The following is a 23652-nucleotide window of genomic DNA, read 5'->3' on the forward strand; positions in this document are numbered from 1 at the left end:
TCACCCTCATTAGTTACAACATACTTTTTGATTGTTGCACTATAGCCCGGGATTAAGCTCTGTGCAAACTCTCGTCAGGCAGCGGGGGGAAAGGAGATGTGATGATAGACAGGCCAGCTCAGGCTGAAATTTGCACCGCCCAGTTCGCTGCTGTCACAATAGACGTTACCGCCCATCGCCACGGCAATCGAGTGGGCGATGGCCAGCCCCAGCCCGCAGCCGCCGGTTGCCCGATCGCGGCTTGGGTCGAGGCGTACAAACGGCTCGAAGACCCGCTCTCGTTCGGCAGGCGCGATGCCGGGGCCATCATCCTCTACGCGCAGACAGGCCTGGTTTCCCTCAAGAGTCAGGCTGACCTGAATGTGTTTCCGGCTATAGCGCAGGGCATTATTGATGAGATTATCCAGCACGCGTTCCATCAGGCGCATATCGAGAGCACCATAGTCGCCGGGCATCAGTTGTTTCACAGAGAGTACTCGCTCAGGCGTGACGGCCTGAACATCTTCAATATGCGAAGCCAACCAGGCAGGCAGATTTGGCGTGGTCAAAGAAAGCTCGGTTTGCGGGCGATCGAGGCGTGCGTAAGTCAGTAGTTCCTCAATTAATGCTTCCAGTTGGCCGATATCGCGGTTCAATGCTTGTGATTCCGCTTCGCTCAGGTTTTCGCTCATCTCCAGACGATAACGCAGCCGAACCAGCGGCGTGCGAAGTTCGTGGGCGATACCGTCGATAAGCTGTTTCTTACTGGCAATCAGCGCATTGATGTTGTCCGCCATTTGATTAAACGCCACGCCCAGTCGCTCAAAGCTCGACATACTGTCGAAATGAATGCGTTCGCCAAGATGCCCTTCTCCGAAGCGCTGAGCCGCGTTCTCAATACGCAGCATGTCCTGCCAGTGAGGGCGCATCCAGATAAACACCGGGAAGGCGAGCGAGATGGCGATAAAGGCCATCAGCGCCACATCGAACAGGCGCATCTCATGTAAAAAATAGAGGTAGGGCACCGGGCCAACCGCCAGCACGTAATGACTGCGCGGAATACGCTGGATAAAGGTGTACTGATCGTCGAGGGCGACAATATCGCCTGCGCGGAGGTGTTTCATCGACACATCCGCAAGATGAAATTTACTCAGCGGCTCAATACGAAGATCAAATGAGAGATTGAGATCCAGCTCTTTTAACGTCTTATTCCAGTCACGCGGGGGGATTTCCCGCAACTCACTGCGCATCAGGTAGAGTGAGCTTTTCATCAAATCGTCCAGAGACTGACGACCGGCGCGCTCCGCGGTGAATTTGTATACCAGCCCGACCAGCATGGTCATCACCAGAAAGCAGACGAACAGTAGCAGGTAAAACTGCACGAACAGTTTTTTCACGGTAGGTTTTCCCAGGCGTGCGGTGCGAACAAATAGCCTTTATTGCGCACCGTTTTAATACGATACGGTTCAGTCGCGCTATCCAGCAGTTTTTTACGCAGTCGGGAAATGGCCACGTCGACGCTGCGATCCATCCCATCGTAGCTTACACCGCGCAGGTTCTTCAGCAACGCATCGCGATCCATAATTTGCCCGGCATGCGTTGCCAGTTCCCACAGCAGGTCAAAATCGGCCGTAGAAAGCGTGATTACCTCGCCGCTCAACTCCACCTGACGGTTAACCGGGTCAATGGACAGCGTACCGAAACGAATCGCTTTATGAGGCGTTAACGTGGGAAGGGGTGATATCCCCACAGCAGAGGGCGCATGCTGGCGCAGGTGCAAACGTACACGGGCAAGCAGAACGGCGGGTGGGGTGGTTTTCAGAATGTAATCGCTGGCGCCCATTTCCAGAGCCAGAATATGATTCATATCGCTGTCGAGTGAGGTCAGCAGCACAATCGGGCCCAGCCACTGGCCGCGCAGATCACGGCACAGGGTCATGCCATCTTTTCCGGGCAGCATGATGTCCAGCAGGACGAGGTCTGGTTCTTCCCGGGCGATAGTCGCTTCGGCGTTATCCCCACGGGGTTCGACCACGACTTCCATATCGTGCTTACCCAGATAAGCGGCGATCAGTTCGCCAACTTCCGGATCATCCTCGACGAAAACGATCTTATTCATCTGCTCAGGAGTGCCTAAAAGATTCAACATACACCCGTCGTGTTTTACCTTCCATTAATCATTCATAAACAAGATTAATTCCGCTATGCTGCGAACTCATCTTGTTGGTTGGCTGAAGAAAAATGGCACTGCTGATTAAAGCGCTGTTGGGTGCGCTGGTGGTCTTGCTGATAGGGATTTTGGCAAAAACAAAAAATTACTACATTGCCGGGTTAATCCCGCTCTTTCCGACGTTTGCGATGATAGCCCACTATATCGTCGCCAGTGAGCGCGGTACCGAAGCGTTGAGGGCGACTATCGTTTTCGGTATGTGGTCGATCATTCCCTATTTTCTGTATCTGTTGTCGCTGTGGTATTTCACCGGTTTTCTGCGCCTGCCGCTGGCGCTGGCAGGAGCCGTGGCATGCTGGAGCCTGAGCGCCTGGCTGCTAATCCTGGTCTGGAGCCGTTTCCACTAAGCGAGCGGACGCCCTCCGTCCAGTGCAAATGTGCGCCCGGTCACGTAGCAACTGGTGAGCAGGTAATCGACTAAATCGATGACCTCTTTTTCGCCTGGCGCGATTTTCATCAGTGATTTATTCAGCGCCTGCTGACGATAGGTGGCGTCATCGGTTTCATTAAACAGGATCAGCGACGGGGCTATGGCGTTCACTTTCACTTCCGGCGCCAGCTTTTTGGCAAACGAGCGTGTCATATTGTCGAGAGCCGCTTTGCTGGCGGCATAGGCGATATGCTTATCGCTGCCGCGCTCAACGACGTAGTCGGTAAAATGAATGATATCGCTGGCGGCGTGCCCATGACCGCGCAGCAGGCTTTCCAGCGCATGATTTAGCAGGTAGGGAGCGTTGACGTGAACCTGCATCATGGCGTGCATGACGTCGCTCAGCGGCAGGCGAGGACTCTCTGCGACCCAGGCGCTGGCGTTATGAATGATCGCCCGCAGGCCGGAACACCTTTTTTTCACTTCTTCCCCAAAAGCAATGATCCCACCGTCGGTGGAAAAATCGGCCTGGATGCAGACAGCGCCAGCTTTTTCTAACACATCGATGGCGGGCAGGTGGGTGCGGTAGCTGACCATCACCGGCTGTTGCTGATTAAGCAAATGGTGGGCCAGCGCAAGGCCGATGCGACGGCCTGCGCCGGTAATGAGAATGGGGCGCGAAAGCGGCTCTCCCATCGTCGTCTCCTTATCGTTTAACGATGGGGATAACGTTACCCCATCAGCATCCATGTTGCCGGTACAGCGGCAACCAGTAATAAGCCAATTAATGCCAGTTCACGGCGTTTAAGTAGCACATTGTCAACATGCGTGCGACGTGCATAGATAAACACCAGCAGACCCGGAGCATACAACACCACTGATAACAGCAGGTGCATCGGCCCGGAGGCATAGAGTAACCATAAGCCATAAATGCAGGCACCGACACCTATTGCTTTGTGCAGAGGGCGTTGAGCAATTTTCAGCAAGAAGGCGCCGACGAGAAAATAGGGAACCAGAATCATCTCGGAAGCGATGGTGAGCAGGGTATTGTAATCCGAACCTGTCAGCCAGATCAGCACCAGGCTTGCCTGGACGCTGATATTGGTCAGCCAAAGCGACGCCGATGGCGCATTGTTGGCATTCTGCCGGGCAAACACGCGGGGGAAGGCTTTATGCGTGGCCGCCAGCAGCGGCACTTCCGCCGCCATAATCGTCCAGCTCAGGTATGCCCCACAGACCGAAACAATCAGCCCGGCGGCAATGACGATTTCGCCCCAGGAGCCCATCATTTTCACCATCAGGCCTGCCATTGATGGGTTACGCATCTGCGCCAGTTCCGGACGTGCAACGACACCAAGTGAAAGCAGCGTCACCAGCAGATAAACCCCGAGTGCGGAGAGAACCGCCAGCAGCGTGGCGCGTCCCACATCTTTTTTATTACGCGCCCTGGCAGAAACAACAACCGCACCTTCCACACCGATAAACACCCACAGGGTGATCAGCATGGTATTTTTCACCTGCTCCCATACCGGCACGCCGAGCTCAATGCCGGTAAAATCCAGTGAGAAGGTGTCCAGATTAAAGGCAATCGCCGCCAGTACGATGAATAACCCGAGCGGCACCAGTTTCGCCAGCGTGGCGACCAGATTGATCCCTGCGGCTGTTTGTACACCGCGCAGCACCAGAAAGTGGACAATCCACAGCAGAACCGACGCGCCAACAATCGACTGCCAGGTATTCCCGTCACCGAACAGACGCAGCTCCGGTGTATCGGTAAAGAAGCTTAGCGCCGAGAAGACGATAACCAGATAGGAGACGTTGGCTATTACCGCACACAACCAGTACCCCCACGCCGAGCAGAAACCGATCAGTTCGCCAAAGCCTTCACGCGCGTAGGTAAAGATGCCGCCATCGAGGTCTGGGCGAATGCGGGTCAGGATGAGCATGGCAACAGAGAGAAACAGGATCCCAACGCCGGTAATCGCCCAGCCGATAAGCAATGCCGCCGGGCTGGCAACGCCTGCCATGTTTTGCGGAAGGCTGAAAACGCCCGCACCGAGCATAGAGCTCAGGACGAGGGCGGTCAGGGCACTTAAGCCGAGTTTCTTTTCCATGAGGATCCTGTTGTACACACCATCAAACCAGAATATTTATTTGGCGAAATCGCATAAAAATGGAAGATTGCGCCAGGCGCGGGATTTTACGAAGTGTGGCGGGTGCATGCAATCAGTTCGGACGGAAAACGAAAAAAAAGGCGGCAAGCGCCGCCTTTCTGCACAAATTTGCTTATTTGTAGAGGTCGGCGCTGATAGTGACGTTGCCGCCACGTTCCTGCCACTGACGCGTAATGTGGTAGTACTTTGCGCCTTTCTTCGCTGCACGTTTGGCAACCTGGTAAGAAACTTCTGACATATTGCCGTAGTTACCGGTGAACTTCACGCTATCAAACGGAATCATCTGTGCGGCGGTGATTTTATTGAGTTCTTCAATTTTTGTCCCGTCCGGAAGCGTGACAGTGTAACGCCCACCTTTAGAGGACTGGGTTTCGAAGAAGAGGCCGACGCCAGTACCCGCACCCACGGATGCGGAGGTGGCAACGCCCGGAATTTCCACGGTTTTCGCTTCTTCACCGCCTTTAGCCAGCTTCTCGCGACCCGCTTCTGAATCAGCCGGGATGGCATCCGGGCTTTGCAGAACGCGTTTTTTCGCATCTTCTTTATAGATGAATGCGGTGATGCGCTGGTTGCCGCCCTGGTTGGCATCAACCTGGCGAACGATATAGAACGAGTAAGCCCCTTTCGCTTTTGCCGCTTTGGTGATGGCGTCATTCACTTCTGGCTGACTGCGGTAGAAGCCCTGAATAGTGACGGTATCGTAAGGTTCCAACGCAACAGCCTGATCTTTTGGCAGTTCCATCACGCCGTTAATGATACGGTTTTTCGGCGCATCGGCTTTGGCGGCATCGTCTTTATAGAGATCGGCCGTTACGCGCAGGTTACCGCCACTACCGTAATCAGACGTATCAACCACATAAAAAGAGGCGGCGCCTTCTTTATCTGCTTTACGGGAAACTGCCTGAACTGCATCGCCAATGGCATTGAAGCGGCCGGTAACCACGACGCGGTCGTAGGGTTTCAGTGCGGCTGCTTGCTCCGGCGTCAATTCCGTCGCTGCAAAACCGGGCACAGCCGCGGCAGACAACAGAGCGGACACGAGGAGAGTGTTCTTAAGCTTCATAAAAATAATCCTTCGCCTTGCGCAAACCAGGTACTGGTGTTGTTGTTGTTGACTGAAAACCCGGTGATTATTGCATTTAAAACGGCTCATTGTCTGCGTGATTTTTCACATCAGATGCGAAGCGCTTAACTGTTTTGAATAACTTTTTCCGATATGTTGAAAAAACAGGCTGTTGACCGGAAAAGCTGGTTATCTATATCACTTTTTAAAGTTAATATAATGTTAAATCGCCAATTTGTACTGGCGAATAATCGTGTTTTGCCGCCTCGCTTAAGCGAATTATCAGGCCTGGATATCAATTTGAGGTAAATATCCCTGACCTGACTTATAGAAAGTAATTTTTCCTGCATAAAATCAAAAATAGTGTTTTCAGGTTGTAGATCACAACGGTCATTTTCAGTAGGTTATAGAAAGTTTGTTACTGTTTTATTTTTGGGTTGCTGAACGCTTGCACATTTATTGCGCCAGCGGTTCTCACCCCTATGACGGCAAACCATCATTAAAAACCGATGGAAGGGAAAACTATGCGTATTGGTGTACCAAAAGAGAGGTGGGCCCAGGAGACGCGAGTGGCGGCGACACCGAAAACGGTGGAACAACTGCTTAAACTTGGTTTCAGCGTGGCTGTTGAAAGCGGCGCGGGCAAACTGGCGAGTTTTGAGGATGAGGCGTTTACTCAGGCGGGCGCGGAAATTGTTGATGGCGATAACGTCTGGCACGCCGATGTTATTCTGAAAGTCAACGCGCCCCTCGAAGAAGAGATTGCGTTGCTTAATCCTGGAACGACGCTTATCAGCTTTATCTGGCCGGCGCAAAATCCGGAATTAATGGAAAAATTGGCCGCGCGTAGTATTAACGTAATGGCGATGGACTCGGTGCCGCGTATCTCCCGCGCGCAGTCGTTGGATGCGTTAAGTTCTATGGCTAACATCGCTGGTTATCGCGCGATTGTCGAAGCTGCGCATGAATTTGGTCGCTTCTTTACCGGGCAGATCACCGCTGCGGGTAAAGTGCCGCCAGCGAAAGTGATGGTTATCGGCGCGGGCGTTGCTGGTCTTGCTGCCATTGGCGCGGCTAATAGCCTTGGCGCGATTGTACGCGCATTTGATACTCGCCCTGAAGTTAAAGAACAGGTGCAGAGTATGGGGGCCGAATTTCTTGAGCTCGACTTCAAAGAAGAAGCGGGCAGCGGAGATGGTTACGCCAAAGTGATGTCAGACGCTTTTATTAAGGCGGAAATGGAACTCTTCGCCGCTCAGGCGAAAGAGGTTGATATTATTGTCACCACGGCGCTGATCCCAGGTAAACCTGCACCGAAGCTGATCACCCGTGAGATGGTGGACTCCATGACGCCGGGTAGTGTGATTGTTGACCTTGCGGCGCAAAACGGCGGTAACTGTGAATACACCGTTGCGAATGAAGTCGTAACTACTGCAGGCGGCGTGAAAGTCATTGGCTATACCGATCTGCCGGGCCGTCTGCCCACGCAATCCTCCCAGCTTTATGGCACGAACCTGCTCAACCTGCTGAAACTCCTGTGCAAAGAGAAAGATGGCTCGGTGAACATCGATTTCGATGATGTCGTCGTGCGTGGTGTAACGGTCGTTCGCGAAGGTGAAGTTACCTGGCCTGCGCCGCCGATTACCGTTTCAGCACAGCCTCAGGCTGCGGCCAAAACCGTTGAGGCGCCAAAAGAGCCGGAAAAACCCGTTTCTCCGTGGCGTAAATATGCGCTGTTTGCGCTGGCGATTATTCTGTTTGGCTGTCTGGCAAATGTTGCACCGAAAGAGTTTCTCGGCCACTTCACCGTCTTTGCTCTCTCCTGCGTCGTCGGTTACTACGTTGTCTGGAATGTCTCTCATGCGCTGCATACTCCGCTGATGTCGGTGACTAACGCCATCTCCGGGATCATCGTCGTGGGGGCATTGCTGCAAATTGGCGACGGTGGTTGGGTAAGCTTCCTGAGCTTTATCGCGGTGCTGATCGCCAGCATTAATATTTTTGGTGGTTTCACCGTCACTCAGCGCATGCTGAAAATGTTCCGGAAGAACTAAGGGGTAGCACATGTCTGGAGGATTAGTTACTGCTGCATACATTGTTGCCGCAATCCTGTTTATTTGCAGTCTGGCCGGTCTCTCGAAACACGAGACCTCTAAGCAGGGGAATACGTTCGGTATAACCGGTATGGCGATTGCGCTGATCGCCACCATCTTTGGCCCGGATACGCATAATGTTGTCTGGATAATTGTCGCGATGGTTATTGGCGGCGCAATTGGCATTCGTCTGGCAAAGAAAGTCGAAATGACCGAAATGCCGGAACTGGTGGCCATTCTGCACAGCTTCGTTGGCCTGGCGGCGGTATTGGTCGGCTTTAACAGTTATCTGCATCACGATACGGGCATGGAACAGATCCTGGTGAACATTCACCTGACGGAAGTGTTCCTTGGCATCTTTATCGGTGCGGTCACCTTCACCGGCTCTGTGGTGGCATACGGTAAACTGTGCGGCAAAATTTCGTCTAAACCGCTGATGCTGCCGAACCGTCATAAGCTGAACCTGGCGGCGCTGGTGGTTTCCTTCCTGCTGCTGGTGGTGTTCGTGCGCACTGACAGCGTTGGCCTGCAAGGGCTGGTGCTGGTTGTCATGACGGCTATCGCACTGGCGTTTGGCTGGCATCTGGTCGCCTCCATTGGCGGTGCGGATATGCCGGTCGTTGTGTCAATGCTGAACTCTTACTCTGGTTGGGCGGCAGCGGCGGCGGGCTTTATGCTCAGCAACGACCTGCTGATCGTGACCGGGGCGCTGGTTGGTTCTTCCGGTGCGATCCTGTCTTACATCATGTGTAAAGCGATGAACCGTTCATTCTTTAGCGTGATAGCAGGCGGCTTCGGTTCCGACGGCACCTCTACCGGTGCTGACGAAGAGATGGGTGAATATCGCGAAATCAATGCTGAAGATACCGCGGATATGCTGAAAAATTCACACTCAGTGATCATCACCCCAGGCTATGGTATGGCGGTGGCTCAGGCACAATATCCGGTCGCAGAGATCACCGAAAAACTGCGCGCGCGCGGCATTAAGGTACGTTTTGGTATTCACCCGGTGGCTGGTCGACTGCCTGGTCATATGAACGTGCTGCTGGCGGAAGCGAAAGTGCCGTATGACATTGTGCTGGAAATGGATGAAATCAACGACGATTTCAGCGATACCGACACGGTGCTGGTTATCGGTGCCAACGACACCGTCAACCCGGCCGCGCAGGACGATCCGAAGAGTCCGATCGCAGGCATGCCTGTTCTGGAAGTGTGGAAGGCGCAGAACGTTATTGTCTTCAAACGCTCCATGAACACCGGTTACGCCGGGGTGCAGAACCCGCTGTTCTTCAAAGAGAACACACACATGCTGTTTGGTGATGCGAAAGCCAGCGTGGATGCGATTCTGAAAGCGTTGTAATGAGCTAATGTGTTGGAGACCGTCTCCTTCGGGGGGCGGTTTTTTTTTGTTCTGGTTTGCTTTTGGTCAAAAAATAGCCTTCACAATGTGATATACTTCACAGGTTCCTTCAAAAACAGAGGCTTTTATGGATACCGAATTGACCCCCGCACAGTTGGCTGTTGAATTTCTCCGTCGCGACACCACAGTGCTAACGCCTGCGCAGTACCTCAAGAAACTGAAACAGCTCGAACTGGAATTTGCCGATCTGATGGCGCTTTCTTCCCTTGAGCTAAAAGAAGAGATCGACCTGGCCTGGCGTTACGGTATTCATTAATGCAGCGCCGCTGCAAAAAAATAAACCCGCCGAAATGAAATGGCGGGTTTATTGTTTCTGACGTCAAAGCGACAGACTAATCGTCTTCGTCATCATCTAATTCGACCGGTGTTTCATAATCATTAGGCTTAATTGCCAGCAGGTCGCAGCGCAGGTGGTCGATAACCTGTTCCGCAGTATTACCGAGGAACGCCGCAGAAAGCCCCGTTCGGCCAACGGTGCCCAGAACGACGACGCCTGCCTGAAGATGCTCCGCCAGATCCGGAATGACTTCTTCCGGTAGCCCTTTCTCTACGTGAGTGAATTTCTCATCAATACCATATTTTTGGCGCAGTGCTTTCATCGCCAGCAAATGCTGACCGCGAATCGCATCGTTATAAACGCTCGGGTCAAAATCAGGTAATTCAATGGCGATATTAATCGGCGTAACAGGGTAGGCGCCAATCAAATGGACTTCGGTATGGTTAACCAGTTGAGCCAGCTCCAGCGTCTCTTTCACCAGCCTGTCATTGAGCGCGTTATGATACGGCTCTTCACTGGCAAGATTAACCGCCACCAGCGCTTTGCCGCCTTCAGGCCATGGCTGGTCTTTTACCATCCATACCGGACACGGACATTTGCGCAGCAGATGCCAGTCAGTTGGAGTGAAAATAACGGATTCCAGTTTGTCGTGCTGGTGCGCCATTTTTAGCAGCAAATCATGACCACCGCTGAGGACTTCCTGAATAATGGCTTCGAAAGGACGATTGTGCCAGACCACTTTTATCTCAATCGGCACACCCGATTCAATATAGAATTTTGCCTGCTCGCGGATCCATGCGCTACGTTGGCTAATAACCCCCTGGCGCATTGCTGTTCGCTCATCAGGAGACAGCAGCGTGGTCATTTCATACGAAAAGTCATAGATAGGCAGAAAAGCCTTTATGGTGCCACCAATCCGTTGATGTAGATAAACGGCACGTCGTAATGCAGGCTGATCGTCCTGGTTAGGATCGATGGCTACCAGCATGTTTTGATACTTGGCCATACAGGGTCTCCTTACAACTGTAACCTCAGTTCGTAAGTAAAAGATAACTCATATGGATTGAATGAAACAGGGGATGACCTTCGCAAGATCAATAAATGAGGAAAATTTATTGGTTCGGGGGAGTATTGAACTCCGCTTAAAATTTTCGGCGCGAAGCAGCGTGCTAAACAAAAGGCCGCATTTCTGCGACCCTGATATTTCCCACACTTATGCGTGAAGAAACGCTCTCATCACCCAGGCGACTGCAATACAGCCGAGGGTCCATTGCACAACAAAACTCATACTAACAACCTACTTTTATTTCTACGGGTCTCTCTGACCTCAGTCGGTTAAGGTACTGCTGTATGTGATCAATATCTAGTTTTTTGGGAAGTTTTCGGTAACTTAAATATGAATTTTCCTCATGTCTGCTGAATTTTTCTCGTTTGCCTGCCGGCATTTGCTGTGTGAAGGTGGTCGTATAGCCATCTGGAAGTCTATTAATTAAATTATAAATAATCACGCTCGGCAATGGCTGGCCGGACGTTGAGGAGATCGCATGCAAAATCAACACGCCCCATTCCGCGCAGATGTCGTTGGCAGCTTTTTACGTCCGGAAGCCATCAAGCGTGCCCGCCAGCAGTTCGCGCGTGGCGAAATTTCGGCCCAGCGCCTGCGTTCTGTAGAAGATGAGGCGATTCGCCACGTTGTTGAGCAGCAGTGCGCGTGTGGTCTGCACATTGTCACAGATGGTGAATTGCGCCGGGCCTGGTGGCACTTTGACTTCTTTGATGGCTTGCAGGGTGTTGAACGCTATGACGCGCAGAAGGGGATTCAGTTTAACGGTGTGCAGACAAAAGCGCATGGTGTGCGGGTCATTGGTAAACTGGGGTTCGGCGATCACCCAATGCTGGAAGATTTTCGTTATCTGAAAAGCATCAGCGGTGATGCCACCGCAAAAATGACCATCCCAAGCCCCAGCGTACTGCATTTCCGTGGTGGGCGTAAGGATATTGATGCCACTGTGTACCCAAATCTGGATGAGTATTTCGATGACCTCGCATTAACCTGGCGCGAGGCTATTCATGCATTTTATGCTGCCGGTTGTCGTTATTTACAGCTTGATGACACGGTGTGGGCTTATTTATGTTCGGACGCCCAGCGTCAACAAATTCTCGAACGTGGTGAAGACCCTGATACTCTTGCACGTATTTATGCCGGGGTAATTAATAAAGCACTGGAGAATAAACCAGCCGATCTGACTATCGGTTTGCATGTTTGTCGCGGTAATTTCCGTTCCACATGGATTTCCGAAGGGGGTTATGAACCGGTGGCGGAAATATTATTCGGTAGTGTTAACGTTGATGCGTTTTATCTTGAATATGACAATGACCGTTCAGGCGACTTTGCCCCCCTGCGATTCGTGCGTCCGGGGCATCAACAGTTGGTGCTGGGGTTGGTGACGACCAAGAATGGGCAACTGGAAAATCCACAGGGTATTAAAGATAGGCTGCAGGAAGCCGCGCAATATGTCGCGAAAGATCAAATTTGTTTGAGCCCCCAGTGTGGTTTTGCCTCTACGGAAGAGGGAAATACACTGACGGAAACGCAGCAATGGGACAAAATTAAACTGATCGCTGAAATTGCCGGGCAGGTTTGGTGAGTTATTCAGAAATACCCTGGATAATGTGAAATAGATGAAAGAATTATCGTACTCATATATCAGTGTCTGCACGAATCGGTAAGAATGATTTATCCGATTGATATTTGCGAATATACGGATGGGGGGACGGGGGGTAAATTTCCCTCCCGAACCCGTTGAAGGTCTGCAAAAAAATATCATTCCGTGGCTTCTGCCAACAGAAAATTCCTCAACTATACTGCATTTGATTCTGACGTCGCCCGGCTGTTATCGGCAAGCGGCGCAGGTGATTTTTGTGCAGAACAGACCTTCATCTTCTTGTGTACCACTTTATGTTAACGGCAGTTAATCGACACATGAGGTTATATTTATGGCATTCGTAACGACTAAAGATGGCGTCAACATTTTCTTTAAAGACTGGGGCCCGAAAGAGGCACAACCTATTGTTTTTCATCATGGTTGGCCATTAAGTGCCGATGACTGGGACAACCAGATGCTGTTTTTCCTCGCTGAGGGATTTCGGGTTATCGCTATCGACCGTCGTGGACATGGCCGTTCCGATCAGGTGAGTGAAGGGCACGATATGGATCACTACGCCGCGGATGCTTCTGCGGTGGTTGAACATCTCGATCTGCACAATGCCGTTCATGTTGGACACTCTACTGGCGGCGGCCAGGTGGCCCGTTATGTCGCGAAATTTGGACAACCGCAGGGTCGCGTGGCGAAAGCGGTGCTGGTCAGTGCGGTTCCGCCATTAATGGTCAAAACGGATGCGAATCCGGGGGGAACACCTGTTGAAGTCTTCGATGGGTTCCGCAAGGCGCTGGCCGCCAACCGTGCGCAATTCTATCTTGATGTGGCAAGTGGCCCATTCTACGGATTCAATCGCGATGGTGCGGAAATTTCTCAGGGGACAATCCAGAACTGGTGGCGTCAGGGTATGATCGGTAGCGCGAAGGCGCATTATGAAGGAATTAAAGCCTTCTCTGAAACCGATCAGACCGACGATCTGAAAGCTATCACCGTACCGGTGCTGGTGCTTCAGGGTGATGACGATCAGGTCGTGCCTTATAAAAACGCGGCTATTTTGCAGGATAAGTTACTGCAGAACAGCACGCTCCACATTTATCCTGGCTATCCACATGGTATGCATACCACACATGCCGATGTGATTAATGCCGATATCCTGAAATTTATTCGCGGTTAATTGCCTGATGGCGCTACGCTTATCTGGCCTACTAATGATTTTGCAAGAGTAGGTCGGGTAAGCGTAAGCGCCACCCGACGCTATCGGGGAAGGGCGTTATTCAGGCAACATTACGAGTATGACCAGCCAGTACGGCCAACGCATCGCTGTTTTCGATAGTGATGTATTTACCTTTCACCGCCAACATGCCGCTTTTCTGGAAACGGCCAAGCAGGCGACTGATGGTTTCAACGGTCAGACCGAGATAGTTACCGATGTCGCCACGGGTCATCGTCAGACGAAACTCACGCGGTGAGAAACCACGCTGTGCGAAACGACGAGAAAGGTTGTAGATAAACGCCGCCAGACGCTCTTCCGCATTCTTTTTCGACAGCAGCAGGATCATATCCTGATCGCCTTTGATCTCGCCGCTCATCAGACGCATCATCTGCTGACGCAGATTCGGCATTTTCCCGGAGAGGTCATCCAGAGTTTCAAATGGAATTTCGCACACCATTGATGTTTCCAGCGCCTGGGCAAAACTTGGGTGATGCCCGGTACCAATGGCGTCAAAGCCGACCAGATCGCCTGCAAGGTGAAAACCAGTGATTTGCTCGTCACCTTGTTCAGTGATGGTGTAGCTTTTTATCGTGCCTGAACGGATCGCGTACAGCGACTTCAGTTCATCACCTGCTTTGAACAGGGTTTGACCCTTCTGGATAGGCTTTTTACGCTCAATAATATTATCCAGTTGATCAAGCTCATGTTCATTAAGAGTGAACGGGATGCAAAGCTGGCTGATGCTGCAATCCTGACAGTGGATAGCACAACCGCCAGACTGAATGCGTCGTATAATTCGCTTTTCCGGGATCATAAGTCTGCTCAAGCCGTAATTGATATTAGTCAATTTTAACATCTTTTTGCTGGGCAGGTAAGTAGCGAAGTCCTGATTCACCTAATATTAAAATGGTAAATAATCCGTCAGTTTTATCTGGTTGATAAATAATATGTTATTTGCCACTTTTGGGAGCGATTGACGTAAAAGGTTCCTTAAAACGGCACATAAAATCAAAGAAGCAGATAACCTTCGTGGCGTAAAAGCCACTCTTTTCGTTGTACGCCGCCTGCATAGCCGGTCATGGTGCCGTTTCGTCCAATGACGCGATGACAGGGCACCACAATACTCACCGGATTCGAGCCGTTAGCGGCACCCACCGCACGCGCAGCGCCCGGACGCCCCAACTGTTCGGCAAGCTGCCCATAGTGCATCACCTGACCGCACGGAATAGCGCGCAGTGCCTGCCAGACTTCACGCTGAAAAGGCGTTCCCGCCGTGGCGGTGGGTAACGTCTCAATAACGCTGAGATCTCCCGCAAAATAGTCCGCGAGTTTATGGCTCAAACCGCCGGGATTTTGCGAGGCTACCCGGGAATAGCCTTCAGCACGATAATGGATCTCCAGGAGTTGCTCCATTCGGTCGCTATGCTCTTCCCACTCTATTGCGCGCAAGTGGAATGTTTCATCGCACAGAATCCAAAGCGGCCCAAGCGGAGTGGCAATTTTATCTTCAAGCAAAGTTAACATGGGTTATCTACCTGTTGTTAAAGCAGAAATTTTGCACAGAATAGCATGCCTGAGAGAGCTGGATAAATACTCCTGAATTGTCATCCGGGAGGAGTCATTGGCAGGGAAGAAGGAAAAAAGAAAAACAGGGATTCGACGACATCCTCGAACCCCAGAGTAAAAAATCCGCGTCTCCGAACTGTTCCCGCATTTTTATCCGTATTGCAGATACGCTATTTATAATGACTTTCGTTCGGTTTACCAGAAAAATGAAAGTGACGCATTTCACGATTTGATAACAAAAATAACATATTTGTAACTGCGCGGTTTGCGTTTAGTTTTGTTGAAATCTTCAGCCACTAAGTGATGCAATAAGCGGTCACACGCGGCAGCGCCTGTAGGGAAGGAAAACGCATTGAGGCGCTAAGCCTGCATCGTTATAGTAGGGCGTCCGTTGCTACCAGGGAGATTCTTATGAACCTTGACGACAAATCACTGTTCCTTGACGCCATGGAGGATGTCCAGCCGTTGAAACGCTGTCATGATGTCCACTGGCAGCCCGCCCGCAACACGCGAGCGCCGCAGCGTATTGACGCACTGCAACTTGATAATTTTCTCACCACCGGTTTCCTTGATGTTATTCCGCTGGCCACACCGCTTGTCTTCAAACGCGAAGGTTTGCAAACTGGCGTACTCGATAAACTGCGGCGAGGGAAATACAGCCAACAGGCGAGCCTGAATTTATTGCGTCAGCCGGTCGAACAGTGTCGGCAGAATCTTTACGCGTTTATCGTGCAGGCGCAAAAAGAGGGCATGCGTAACCTTCTGATTATCCACGGTAAAGGTAAAGACGATAAGTCGCACGCCAATATCATTCGCAGCTACCTGGCACGCTGGCTAACGGAATTTGACGCGGTGCAGGCTTATTGCAGTGCGCTGCCGCATCATGGCGGCAGCGGGGCATGCTACGTGGCGCTGCGTAAGTCTGAAGAGGCAAAAGAGGAGAACCGGGAGCGCCACGCTAAACGCAGCCGCTAGCGCAGCAACAGTGAAAGTTCTGCCGCGGCTTTTTGCAGTTCCGGGAGGATCCTTTCCAGTAACTCCTCTGCCGTTACCTGGCCTGCGTGAACGCCGACGTTGAGTGCCGCTTCGACCTGTCCCTGCGGGTTAAACAGCGGCACCGCAAGCGAGCGCAGGCCCATTTCCAGCTCTTGATCGTTTAGCGCATAACCCTGCTGGCGTACCTTTTTTAGCTCACTTTTTAATTTGCTGACCGAGGAAATTGTCTGGGGCGTATAACGAATCATGGTGATGCGCGCCAGCATATCGTTTAGTTTCTCTTCCGGCTGATAGCTCAGCAGAACGCGCCCCATTGATGTTGACCAGGCGGGCAGACGGCTGCCGATATCCAGATCAATGGTCATAATCCGGGAACTGGAGGCCCTGGCGATATAAAGGATGTCGTCGCCATCCAGCGTGGCAATCGAACAGGACTCATTAAGCATATCGCTTAGGTGTTTTAGCACCGGCTGAGCGGCTCGCGCCAGCGGCGTCGAGGCAAGCCAGGCGTGGCCCAACGACAATATGCGCGGACGCAACTGAAAGTTTTTGCCATCTTCGGCGTAGACAAATCCAAGCTTACCCAGCGTATATAAACAGCGACGCACGGCCGCGCGCGGAATCCCCGTCTTCTGGCTGATCTGCGATATCGACATCAAACGCCGCTGCGGCGTAAAGGCCTGAATAACCTCAAGCCCCCGCGCCAGCGACGCCATAAAGTTAGGGTCGCCTTTAAAGGGATCACCATCGCCCTTCAGAATATCGTCCGGATGCTTCTCCATTTTCCTCTCCGTATTTGCCATCGATCACATTCTTTCACTTAAGATACATGATGTTCGATTATCGCACCATATTTCGATTATCGCCCTTGACCAGCATCGTTAAGCGGGTCACATTTTGTTCGAACAACGAATAAAAGTGCGATAACCGCACATCAAGGAGCAACCTGATGATTGATAAAAGCGTATCGACCCTGGTCGATGCTGTCGCGGGGATCCCCGATGGGGCGACCATTATGATTGGCGGTTTCGGGCCCGCCGGGCAACCGACTTACCTGATTGATGCCCTGATTGAGCAGGGGGCGCGAGACCTGACCATTATCAATAACAACGCCGGTAACGGTGAAATTGGTCTGGCGGCTCTGCTGAAAGCCGGGCGTGTACGCAAAATGATCTGCTCATTCCCGCGCCAGGTCGATTCACAAATTTTCGACGACCTCTATCGCCGTGGCAAGGTGGAGCTGGAACTGGTACCGCAGGGCAACCTGGCAGCGCGTATTCAGGCGGCCGGCTCCGGCCTCGGCGCAGTTTTCACGCCAACAGGCTACGGTACGCCGCTGGCGGAAGGTAAAGAGACGCGAGAAATCGATGGCCGTCATTACGTGCTGGAGTATCCCATCAAAGCCGATTTCGCGCTGATTAAAGCACATCAGGCTGACCGCTGGGGCAACCTGGTCTATCGCAAAGCCGCACGTAACTTCGGGCCGATTATGGCGACGGCCGCCAAAACGACCATTGTCGAAGTGTCGAACATTGTCACTCTCGGTGAACTGGATCCGGAAAACATTATCACCCCGGGGATTTTCGTTCAGCGCGTCTTCTCGCTGGAAAACCTTGTTGCACACGCGCAGCGCGCATAAGGAGCCTTCAATGCAAAAATTGTCACGCGACGATATGGCGAAACGCGTCGCCGAGGATATCCCGGAAGGGGCCTACGTTAATTTAGGGATTGGCCTGCCAACTCGTATTGCCAACTACCTGCCGGCAGATAAAGAGATTTTCCTGCATAGCGAAAATGGGCTGTTGGGCATGGGGCCAAAACCGCAGCCGGGGGAAGAAGATCCGGAACTCATTAACGCGGGTAAAGAGTATGTCACGCTGCTGGAAGGCGGCTGCTTTTTCCACCACGGTGACTCGTTTGCCATGATGCGCGGCGGCCACCTGGATATCTGTGTACTCGGTGCGTATCAGGTTTCCGCCAGTGGCGATCTGGCGAACTGGAGCACCGGCGCGCCGGATGCCATTCCAGCGGTGGGGGGCGCGATGGATCTGGCGATTGGCGCTCGTCAGGTCTTTGTGATGATGGATCATCTCACCCGTGATGGTGAATGTAAGCTGGTGGAGCACTGTACTTATCCGCTGACTGGCGTGGGCTGCGTTAGCCGCATCTATACCGACCTTGCAGTCATCGACATAACCGACCAGGGCCCCGTTGTTCGTGAAATTTTCAATGACCTCTCTTTTGAAGCGTTACAGCGTGTCACACCGGTGAAGCTGATTAATGCACAAGTAGCGGAAACCGCATAAGGAACTATGATGAATCAGGCATTTATCTGCGATGCGGTGCGTACACCGTTTGGTCGTTTTGGCGGCACATTATCCGGTGTTCGCGCCGACGATCTTGGTTCGCTGCCGCTGAAAGCCTTGCTGGAACGCAACCGGGGTCTGGATCCTGCGCGTATTGATGACGTGATTTACGGCTGTGCTAATCAGGCAGGGGAAGACAACCGCAACGTCGCGCGCATGGCTCTGCTGCTGGCTGGTTTACCGGAAACGGTGCCCGGTAGCACGGTTAACCGTCTTTGCGGCTCAAGCCTGGATGCCATTGGCGTCGCGGCTCGCGCCATCAAAAGTGGCGAAACACAACTGATGATTGCCGGCGGTGTGGAGAGCATGTCGCGCGCGCCGTTCGTGATGGGTAAGGCGGAAAGCGCATTTAGCCGCAGCATGAAAATGGAAGATACCACCATCGGCTGGCGCTTTATCAATGCGCAAATGAAGGCGCTTTACGGTGTCGATTCAATGCCAGAGACGGCGGAAAACGTGGCGACGGAATTTGGTATTTCCCGTGCCGATCAGGATGCCTTTGCTCTGCGTAGCCAGTTACGCACGGCACAGGCGCAGGCGAGCGGCATCTTTAATGACGAACTGATCCCGGTTTCCATCCCACTGCGTAAAGGCGAACCGCTGAGTTTCACTCAGGACGAACACCCCCGTAGTACATCGCCTGAGGCACTGGCAAAACTGCGGGGTGTCGTTCGCGCTGACGGTACGGTGACGGCGGGTAATGCTTCCGGCGTCAACGACGGGGCCTGTGCACTGCTGCTGGCAAGCGAACAGGCGCTGACGCAGAACGATCTGCAACCGCTTGCGCGTGTTGTTGGCGTAGCGACGGCAGGCGTGGCACCTCGCATTATGGGCTTTGGCCCCGCGCCCGCGGTGCGCAAGGTGCTGGCGCAAACCGGGTTAACGCTTGGCCAGATGGATGTGATAGAACTGAATGAAGCCTTTGCCGCGCAAGCGCTGGCGGTACTGCGCGATCTGGGTTTGCCGGATGATGCCGCGCATGTTAACCCGCACGGTGGCGCAATTGCCCTGGGGCATCCTCTGGGCGCTTCCGGTGGACGTCTGGCGATGACGGCGGCGTATCAACTACGTCGTACCGGTGGTCGCTATGCACTGTGCACCATGTGTATTGGTGTGGGTCAGGGGATTGCTCTGATCATTGAACGCGTTTAAGGAGCTGGAATGAGTTTGTTGACCCCGTTATTGCGCTCGGGTGCGGTAACGGATCTTTTCACCGATGAACAGGTCGTGCAGGGGATGCTGGAGTTTGAGGCCGCGCTGGCGCGGGCGCAGGCTCAATGCGAGGTGATCCCCGCAACGGCGGTGACGCCAATCGTCGATGCCTGCCATTTCCAAAATATCGATTTCCCGTCGCTGGCCGTGGCGGGGGCGAATGCCGGAAATCTGGCCATCCCGTTAGTGAAACAACTGACCCTGGCCGTGAAAACGCAGTCCCCTGATGCCGCGCGTTACGTTCACTGGGGAGCGACCAGTCAGGACGCCATCGATAGCGGGCTGGTGCTGCAATTACGCGCGGCGCTGACGCAAACGCAATCGGATCTTTCGTCGCTCATCGCTATCCTGGCACAGCAGACAGAACGGCATCGCGCCACCCTGATGCCGGGACGTACCTGGATGCAGCATGCGCTACCTATCACTTTTGGCCTCAAGCTCGCCGGAACGCTGGATGCGCTGTTGCGCTGGCAGGAACGGCTAACGCAGATGCGAAAACGTGTGCTGGTGCTGCAATTCGGCGGCGCGGCGGGAACGCTGGCATCCCTGAAAGAGAAGGGGCCGCAGGTCGCGGAGGAACTGGCGAAAATTCTCAAACTGGGGCTTGCGGATACACCGTGGCACAGCCAACGCGATCGGTTACTGGAAGTGGGGGCGTGGTATGCCGGGCTGTGTGGGACACTGGCGAAATTTGCCAACGATTTCTCTTTATTAATGCAGACAGAAGTGGCGGAAGTGAGCGAGCCAATCATCGAAGGGCGCGGCGGTTCGTCGGCAATGCCGCATAAACGCAACCCGGTAGGCTGCGCGGCGATACTCACGGCGGCGCAACGCACCCCGGGGCTGATGGCGACGCTCTACGCCAGCCAGATCCAACAGCATGAACGCGCGCTAGGCGGCTGGCAGGCGGAGTGGGAGGTTCTGCCGGAACTCATTTCACTGGTCGGCGGCGTGATGGCGCAGAGTAACACTATCGTGCGTGGCATGCAGGTGAATCCGCATAAAATGCGTGCGAACCTCGATATCACTCATGGCCTGATTATGGCGGAATCGGTCACTCTGGCGCTGGCGGCGTTTGTTGGAAAGGCCGATGCCCATCATCAGATAGAAAAATGTTGCCATCAGGCTATCGACCAGCAGAGGCCGCTGCTTGCGCTGCTGCAAAACGACCCGCAGATCGCGCAATATCTTTCTGCCGCTGAGCTTGCGCAATTGTTAGATCCCGCCACCGCGTTGGGTAGCAGCGACCATTTTGTGCGCCAGGTGCTGGCGCGTTACAAGGAGCAGTGTCATGAACATTCACTACCAGATTGACGGGCCGCAAGATGCGCCTGTGATTGTCCTTTCAAACTCCCTTGGCACTTCGCTTTCCATGTGGGAGCCGCAGATAGCGACATTAACGCAGCAATTTCGCGTGCTGCGTTACGATACTCACGGCCACGGGCAGACGGAAAAACGCGGCAAAGTGACGCTCGCCCAACTGGGCGAGGATGTTATTTCGCTGCTCGATCACCTGAATATCGCCAAAGCACATTTTTGTGGGATTTCGATGGGGGGGCTGACCGGGATCTGGTTGGCGCGCTTTGCGCCTGAACGTTTCCACTCTGTAAGCGTCGCAAATACCGCGGCAAAAATCGGTGAACAGTCCGCCTGGCTTTCCCGTGCTCGCACGGTTCGGGAAGAGGGCATGGACGTGGTTGCCGCCGGTTCTGCGGATCGCTGGTTTACCGGGGAGTTTCGCCAGCATCAGCCGGAGACGGTAGAACAACTTGTCCACCAGCTTGCCCGTTCAGAGGCGGAAGGCTATGCCGAGTGTTGTGAAGCGCTGGCGGCAGCCGATATGCGCGGCGAAGTGGCGGCGATTACCGTCCCCGTGCTGATTATCGCAGGCGAACAGGATCCGGTGACAACCGTCGCGGATGCTGATTTTCTTCACCAGCAAATCCCGGGTTCGCAGGAAGTGATATTACCTGCGTCGCATCTTTCTAACGTAGAAGCCGCCGGGGCATTTACCCAATCTCTCGTGACTTTTATTCGGGGGTTGAATGGACGATAAATCACGCTACGAGCAGGGAATGACGGTTCGCCGTAAGGTTCTGGGTGATGCGCATGTGAACCGCACGGTGGAAAATCTGACGCCGCTTAATGGCGAGTTTCAGGAGTTCATCACCCGCTACGCGTGGGGCGAAACCTGGACACGACCTGGGCTCGATCACCACACACGCAGCATGATTACCATTGCGATGCTGATTGCACTTAACCGCGAAGCTGAACTGAAAATGCATCTTCGCGCCTCGTTCAACAATGGCGTCACTCGTGATGAACTGAAAGAGTTGATTATGCATTCGGCGTTGTACTGCGGTCTGCCTGCGGCCAATGCGACGATGCATCTGGCGCAGCAGGTTTTTGATGAAATGGATGCAAAGCAGGGGTAAGCGCGCATAAAAATGCCAGCCTGAGGGCTGGCATATACTGTGAGTGTTATATTGTATTATCGCAAAGCGGCTGATGAAGTGCTGCAGTGTCTTCAATAAGCGTCTCTTGTGTCAGATAATGGTCTGCGACGCCCGCTATCACTATCAATAATATTAATATTACTAATGCAGATTTTAACCGCCTCCTTTCCCTGATTCGGCGTTGATTTGTCGCGTTAATAATCGGTACCGCCTCTCTCATGTGAAGCCTTGCCCCACAGCTTGACGAATAACCGCGTGCACAGATCTTTCATTACTTATTCAAACCCAGTTTGTAACGCGATGGCGCAGGTTTGCTCTCCGGCAATTCATTTAGTTGGTGAATACTCCACGAAAGTGTTGGTGATGTCCATATTTAGCTTAAGGACAACCCCGGTGAATCACTTAGCTGTGTATGAAACAGGCACTTTTCCTGGTTTTTTCCCGCTTCACTATTTTGTGAACCCATCGGAGTTGTGTTGAGGAAAAATATTGCATTGTGCGCGTAAAAGGGAGCAAGGAGGCAGGTATCAGGATGAGCGTATTTGAAAAAATGGTGATTTTCTATCTGGTTATTGGCTGCGTTTGTGGGCTTATCACCTGGTCTCTGGCCCGCGATAAACCCGCTATTCGCTTTCTTAGCGCCATTTTAATTGGCGCGACCTGGCCGCTAAGCTTTCCCGCGGCGTTGCTGTTTTCTCTGTTTTAAGCGCAAACCGCTTTTTTGACATACCGGGGGCGACGTGCGAGGATGCGCGCCGTTATTCACTCTGGTATATAAATTAATGATGAACAAATCGGTATTTTGCGTCGTTGCATTGACGGCGTTAATAGGTGTTGGGACGTTCTACTCCGCTAATCAGGCGGTTAAATGTGCACAATCAGCGAGCCCTGAAGCCGCATGCATGGCATCCGCGTGGGATATGGAAAAGGTCAATCCTTTGCCGCAGTACAGCCCGGATAACGGCGTGTTTGAGCCCGTCGCAAAAACGGTATATACCGCGATACTCCCTGGTGAGTGAGGGGCAAAAAATCAAAAGCAGACAGCACACTGCTTTTGATTTTTTTTAGCTAAACCCTCAGGAGATCCCGCTAAAGCGGGCGAGCAGCAATGAAACCAGACCCACTGCCGCGACTACATTAATCAAGACAACGGTTTTGCTTGAGACGTCCATTAGTGTGCCCTTTATCAGTTAACCAGAGGATTTATAGTTCGCATTTCTCAGTTTCGCAATACTACTAATTAGTGGTGATGAATCAGAAACACAGGCGTGACGGGGAATACTCCGTTTGTACTCCGTTAGTCCAGCTTGATCTACATCAAAAAAAATAGCATATTGCGCCCGATTGTTAATTTATTATGCGGGCAAGCAGGATGACGCTGTACCAGAATATGCTGATTTTTTATGCCATGATGGCGACGCTTTGTGCTTTTATTACCTGGTTCCTGACCAAAGAAACCCTCACCATCCGCCTGATGGCCACCGTATTGATTGGCGCCACCTGGCCCTTTAGCTTCCCCGTCGCACTGATGCTATCGTTGTTCTGAATCCAGGGCTTCGCTGGTAATCTTCGAATGT

The 23652-nt window shown here is 52.7% G+C and carries 25 protein-coding genes; 15 read left to right on the plus strand and 10 right to left on the minus strand.

Annotated elements, in window-relative coordinates:
• Window positions 1–74: 74 nt before the first annotated feature.
• A complete protein-coding gene (gene rstB, locus VSR74_RS01915; protein ID WP_347793127.1) occupies window positions 75–1376 on the minus strand; it encodes a two-component system sensor histidine kinase RstB in 1302 nt (433 codons plus the stop codon).
• Window positions 1373–2098 carry a two-component system response regulator RstA gene (rstA, locus tag VSR74_RS01920; RefSeq protein WP_347794339.1) on the minus strand — a complete coding sequence of 242 codons (726 nt, stop codon included), beginning with the start codon at window positions 2096–2098 and terminating at the stop codon, window positions 1373–1375. Before rstA ends, rstB begins: the two co-directional genes overlap by 4 nt.
• A gap of 122 nt (window positions 2099–2220) precedes the next feature.
• Here rstA and VSR74_RS01925 point away from each other — a divergent pair, with 122 nt between their 5' ends.
• The gene (locus VSR74_RS01925) at window positions 2221–2556 is read left to right on the plus strand and encodes a GlpM family protein (protein ID WP_347793128.1); all 336 of its coding nucleotides are present in this window, start codon (window positions 2221–2223) and stop codon (window positions 2554–2556) included.
• On the opposite strand, the gene folM is transcribed toward VSR74_RS01925, so the two are convergent.
• The 3 genes from folM to ydgH form a co-directional block, all read right to left on the minus strand.
• A complete protein-coding gene (folM, locus tag VSR74_RS01930) occupies window positions 2553–3275 on the minus strand; it encodes a dihydromonapterin reductase (protein ID WP_347793129.1) in 723 nt (240 codons plus the stop codon). The two genes, VSR74_RS01925 and folM, sit on opposite strands and share 4 nt — an antisense overlap.
• A 35-nt stretch (window positions 3276–3310) precedes the next feature.
• Window positions 3311–4693: an amino acid permease gene (locus VSR74_RS01935; protein WP_347793130.1), complete on the minus strand. Its 1383-nt coding sequence runs from the start codon at window positions 4691–4693 to the stop codon at window positions 3311–3313.
• Window positions 4694–4865: 172 nt separating this feature from the next.
• Window positions 4866–5816, minus strand: coding sequence for a DUF1471 family protein YdgH (gene ydgH, locus VSR74_RS01940; RefSeq protein ID WP_347793131.1), 951 nt, complete (start codon window positions 5814–5816; stop codon window positions 4866–4868).
• Between the two features lie 524 nt (window positions 5817–6340).
• On the opposite strand from ydgH, the gene pntA reads away from it, so the two are divergent.
• The 3 genes from pntA (at window position 6341) to VSR74_RS01955 (ending at window position 9585) form a co-directional block, all read left to right on the plus strand.
• The gene (pntA, locus tag VSR74_RS01945; protein WP_347793132.1) at window positions 6341–7870 is read left to right on the plus strand and encodes a Re/Si-specific NAD(P)(+) transhydrogenase subunit alpha; all 1530 of its coding nucleotides are present in this window, start codon (window positions 6341–6343) and stop codon (window positions 7868–7870) included.
• A 10-nt stretch (window positions 7871–7880) separates the two neighbouring features.
• Window positions 7881–9269, plus strand: a complete 1389-nt coding sequence (gene pntB / locus VSR74_RS01950) for a Re/Si-specific NAD(P)(+) transhydrogenase subunit beta (RefSeq protein WP_347793133.1) — start codon at window positions 7881–7883, stop codon at window positions 9267–9269.
• 127 nt (window positions 9270–9396) lie between these two features.
• The gene (locus VSR74_RS01955; RefSeq protein ID WP_347793134.1) at window positions 9397–9585 is read left to right on the plus strand and encodes a YdiH family protein; all 189 of its coding nucleotides are present in this window, start codon (window positions 9397–9399) and stop codon (window positions 9583–9585) included.
• Window positions 9586–9661: 76 nt separating this feature from the next.
• Here VSR74_RS01955 and uspE read toward each other — a convergent pair whose 3' ends face one another.
• Entirely contained in the window at window positions 9662–10612 is a 951-nt protein-coding gene (uspE, locus tag VSR74_RS01960; protein WP_347793135.1) for a universal stress protein UspE, read from the minus strand.
• 538 nt (window positions 10613–11150) lie between these two features.
• Between uspE and VSR74_RS01965 the strand changes: the two genes are divergently transcribed.
• Together VSR74_RS01965 and VSR74_RS01970 are read left to right on the plus strand one after the other, a co-directional pair.
• Window positions 11151–12254 (plus strand): cobalamin-independent methionine synthase II family protein, encoded by a 1104-nt coding sequence (locus VSR74_RS01965; protein WP_347793136.1) that lies wholly within the window; start codon window positions 11151–11153, stop codon window positions 12252–12254.
• Window positions 12255–12603: 349 nt separating this feature from the next.
• On the plus strand, window positions 12604–13440 hold the full coding sequence (locus VSR74_RS01970; protein ID WP_347793137.1) for an alpha/beta fold hydrolase: 837 nt from the start codon (window positions 12604–12606) through the stop codon (window positions 13438–13440).
• A gap of 100 nt (window positions 13441–13540) precedes the next feature.
• Here the strand turns inward: VSR74_RS01970 and fnr are convergent, their stop codons facing one another.
• Both fnr and ogt read right to left on the minus strand, forming a co-directional pair.
• Entirely contained in the window at window positions 13541–14293 is a 753-nt protein-coding gene (gene fnr, locus VSR74_RS01975) for a fumarate/nitrate reduction transcriptional regulator Fnr (RefSeq protein ID WP_015964308.1), read from the minus strand.
• Window positions 14294–14487: 194 nt separating this feature from the next.
• Window positions 14488–15003 carry a methylated-DNA--[protein]-cysteine S-methyltransferase gene (ogt, locus tag VSR74_RS01980; protein WP_347793138.1) on the minus strand — a complete coding sequence of 172 codons (516 nt, stop codon included), beginning with the start codon at window positions 15001–15003 and terminating at the stop codon, window positions 14488–14490.
• 453 nt (window positions 15004–15456) lie between these two features.
• Between ogt and smrA the strand changes: the two genes are divergently transcribed.
• Window positions 15457–16020 (plus strand): DNA endonuclease SmrA, encoded by a 564-nt coding sequence (smrA, locus tag VSR74_RS01985; protein WP_347793139.1) that lies wholly within the window; start codon window positions 15457–15459, stop codon window positions 16018–16020.
• On the opposite strand, the gene VSR74_RS01990 is transcribed toward smrA, so the two are convergent.
• Window positions 16017–16823 (minus strand): IclR family transcriptional regulator domain-containing protein, encoded by an 807-nt coding sequence (locus VSR74_RS01990; protein WP_347793140.1) that lies wholly within the window; start codon window positions 16821–16823, stop codon window positions 16017–16019. The genes smrA and VSR74_RS01990 overlap by 4 nt on opposite strands.
• Window positions 16824–16990: 167 nt before the next feature.
• On the opposite strand from VSR74_RS01990, the gene VSR74_RS01995 reads away from it, so the two are divergent.
• From VSR74_RS01995 to VSR74_RS02025, 7 genes are all read left to right on the plus strand, one after another.
• Window positions 16991–17680 (plus strand): 3-oxoacid CoA-transferase subunit A, encoded by a 690-nt coding sequence (locus VSR74_RS01995; protein WP_347793141.1) that lies wholly within the window; start codon window positions 16991–16993, stop codon window positions 17678–17680.
• A 10-nt stretch (window positions 17681–17690) separates the two neighbouring features.
• Window positions 17691–18347 carry a 3-oxoacid CoA-transferase subunit B gene (locus VSR74_RS02000; RefSeq protein ID WP_347793142.1) on the plus strand — a complete coding sequence of 219 codons (657 nt, stop codon included), beginning with the start codon at window positions 17691–17693 and terminating at the stop codon, window positions 18345–18347.
• 9 nt (window positions 18348–18356) lie between these two features.
• On the plus strand, window positions 18357–19559 hold the full coding sequence (pcaF, locus tag VSR74_RS02005) for a 3-oxoadipyl-CoA thiolase (RefSeq protein WP_347794340.1): 1203 nt from the start codon (window positions 18357–18359) through the stop codon (window positions 19557–19559).
• A 9-nt stretch (window positions 19560–19568) separates the two neighbouring features.
• A complete protein-coding gene (locus VSR74_RS02010; RefSeq protein ID WP_347793143.1) occupies window positions 19569–20933 on the plus strand; it encodes a 3-carboxy-cis,cis-muconate cycloisomerase in 1365 nt (454 codons plus the stop codon).
• Window positions 20911–21675, plus strand: a complete 765-nt coding sequence (gene pcaD, locus VSR74_RS02015) for a 3-oxoadipate enol-lactonase (RefSeq protein ID WP_347793144.1) — start codon at window positions 20911–20913, stop codon at window positions 21673–21675. The genes VSR74_RS02010 and pcaD overlap by 23 nt, the downstream gene beginning before the upstream one ends.
• Window positions 21665–22054, plus strand: coding sequence for a 4-carboxymuconolactone decarboxylase (pcaC, locus tag VSR74_RS02020; RefSeq protein ID WP_347793145.1), 390 nt, complete (start codon window positions 21665–21667; stop codon window positions 22052–22054). Before pcaD ends, pcaC begins: the two co-directional genes overlap by 11 nt.
• Window positions 22055–22607: 553 nt before the next feature.
• A complete protein-coding gene (locus VSR74_RS02025) occupies window positions 22608–22781 on the plus strand; it encodes a GhoT/OrtT family toxin (protein WP_347793146.1) in 174 nt (57 codons plus the stop codon).
• A 370-nt stretch (window positions 22782–23151) separates the two neighbouring features.
• Here the strand turns inward: VSR74_RS02025 and yncL are convergent, their stop codons facing one another.
• Complete coding sequence (yncL, locus tag VSR74_RS02030) at window positions 23152–23247, minus strand: stress response membrane protein YncL (RefSeq protein WP_347793147.1); 96 nt, start codon at window positions 23245–23247, stop codon at window positions 23152–23154.
• A gap of 200 nt (window positions 23248–23447) precedes the next feature.
• Here yncL and VSR74_RS02035 point away from each other — a divergent pair, with 200 nt between their 5' ends.
• Window positions 23448–23621, plus strand: a complete 174-nt coding sequence (locus tag VSR74_RS02035) for a GhoT/OrtT family toxin (protein ID WP_347793148.1) — start codon at window positions 23448–23450, stop codon at window positions 23619–23621.
• Window positions 23622–23652 lie beyond the last annotated feature (31 nt).

This window comes from Pseudocitrobacter cyperus, assembly GCF_039889165.1.
Lineage (GTDB): Bacteria > Pseudomonadota > Gammaproteobacteria > Enterobacterales > Enterobacteriaceae > Pseudocitrobacter > Pseudocitrobacter cyperus.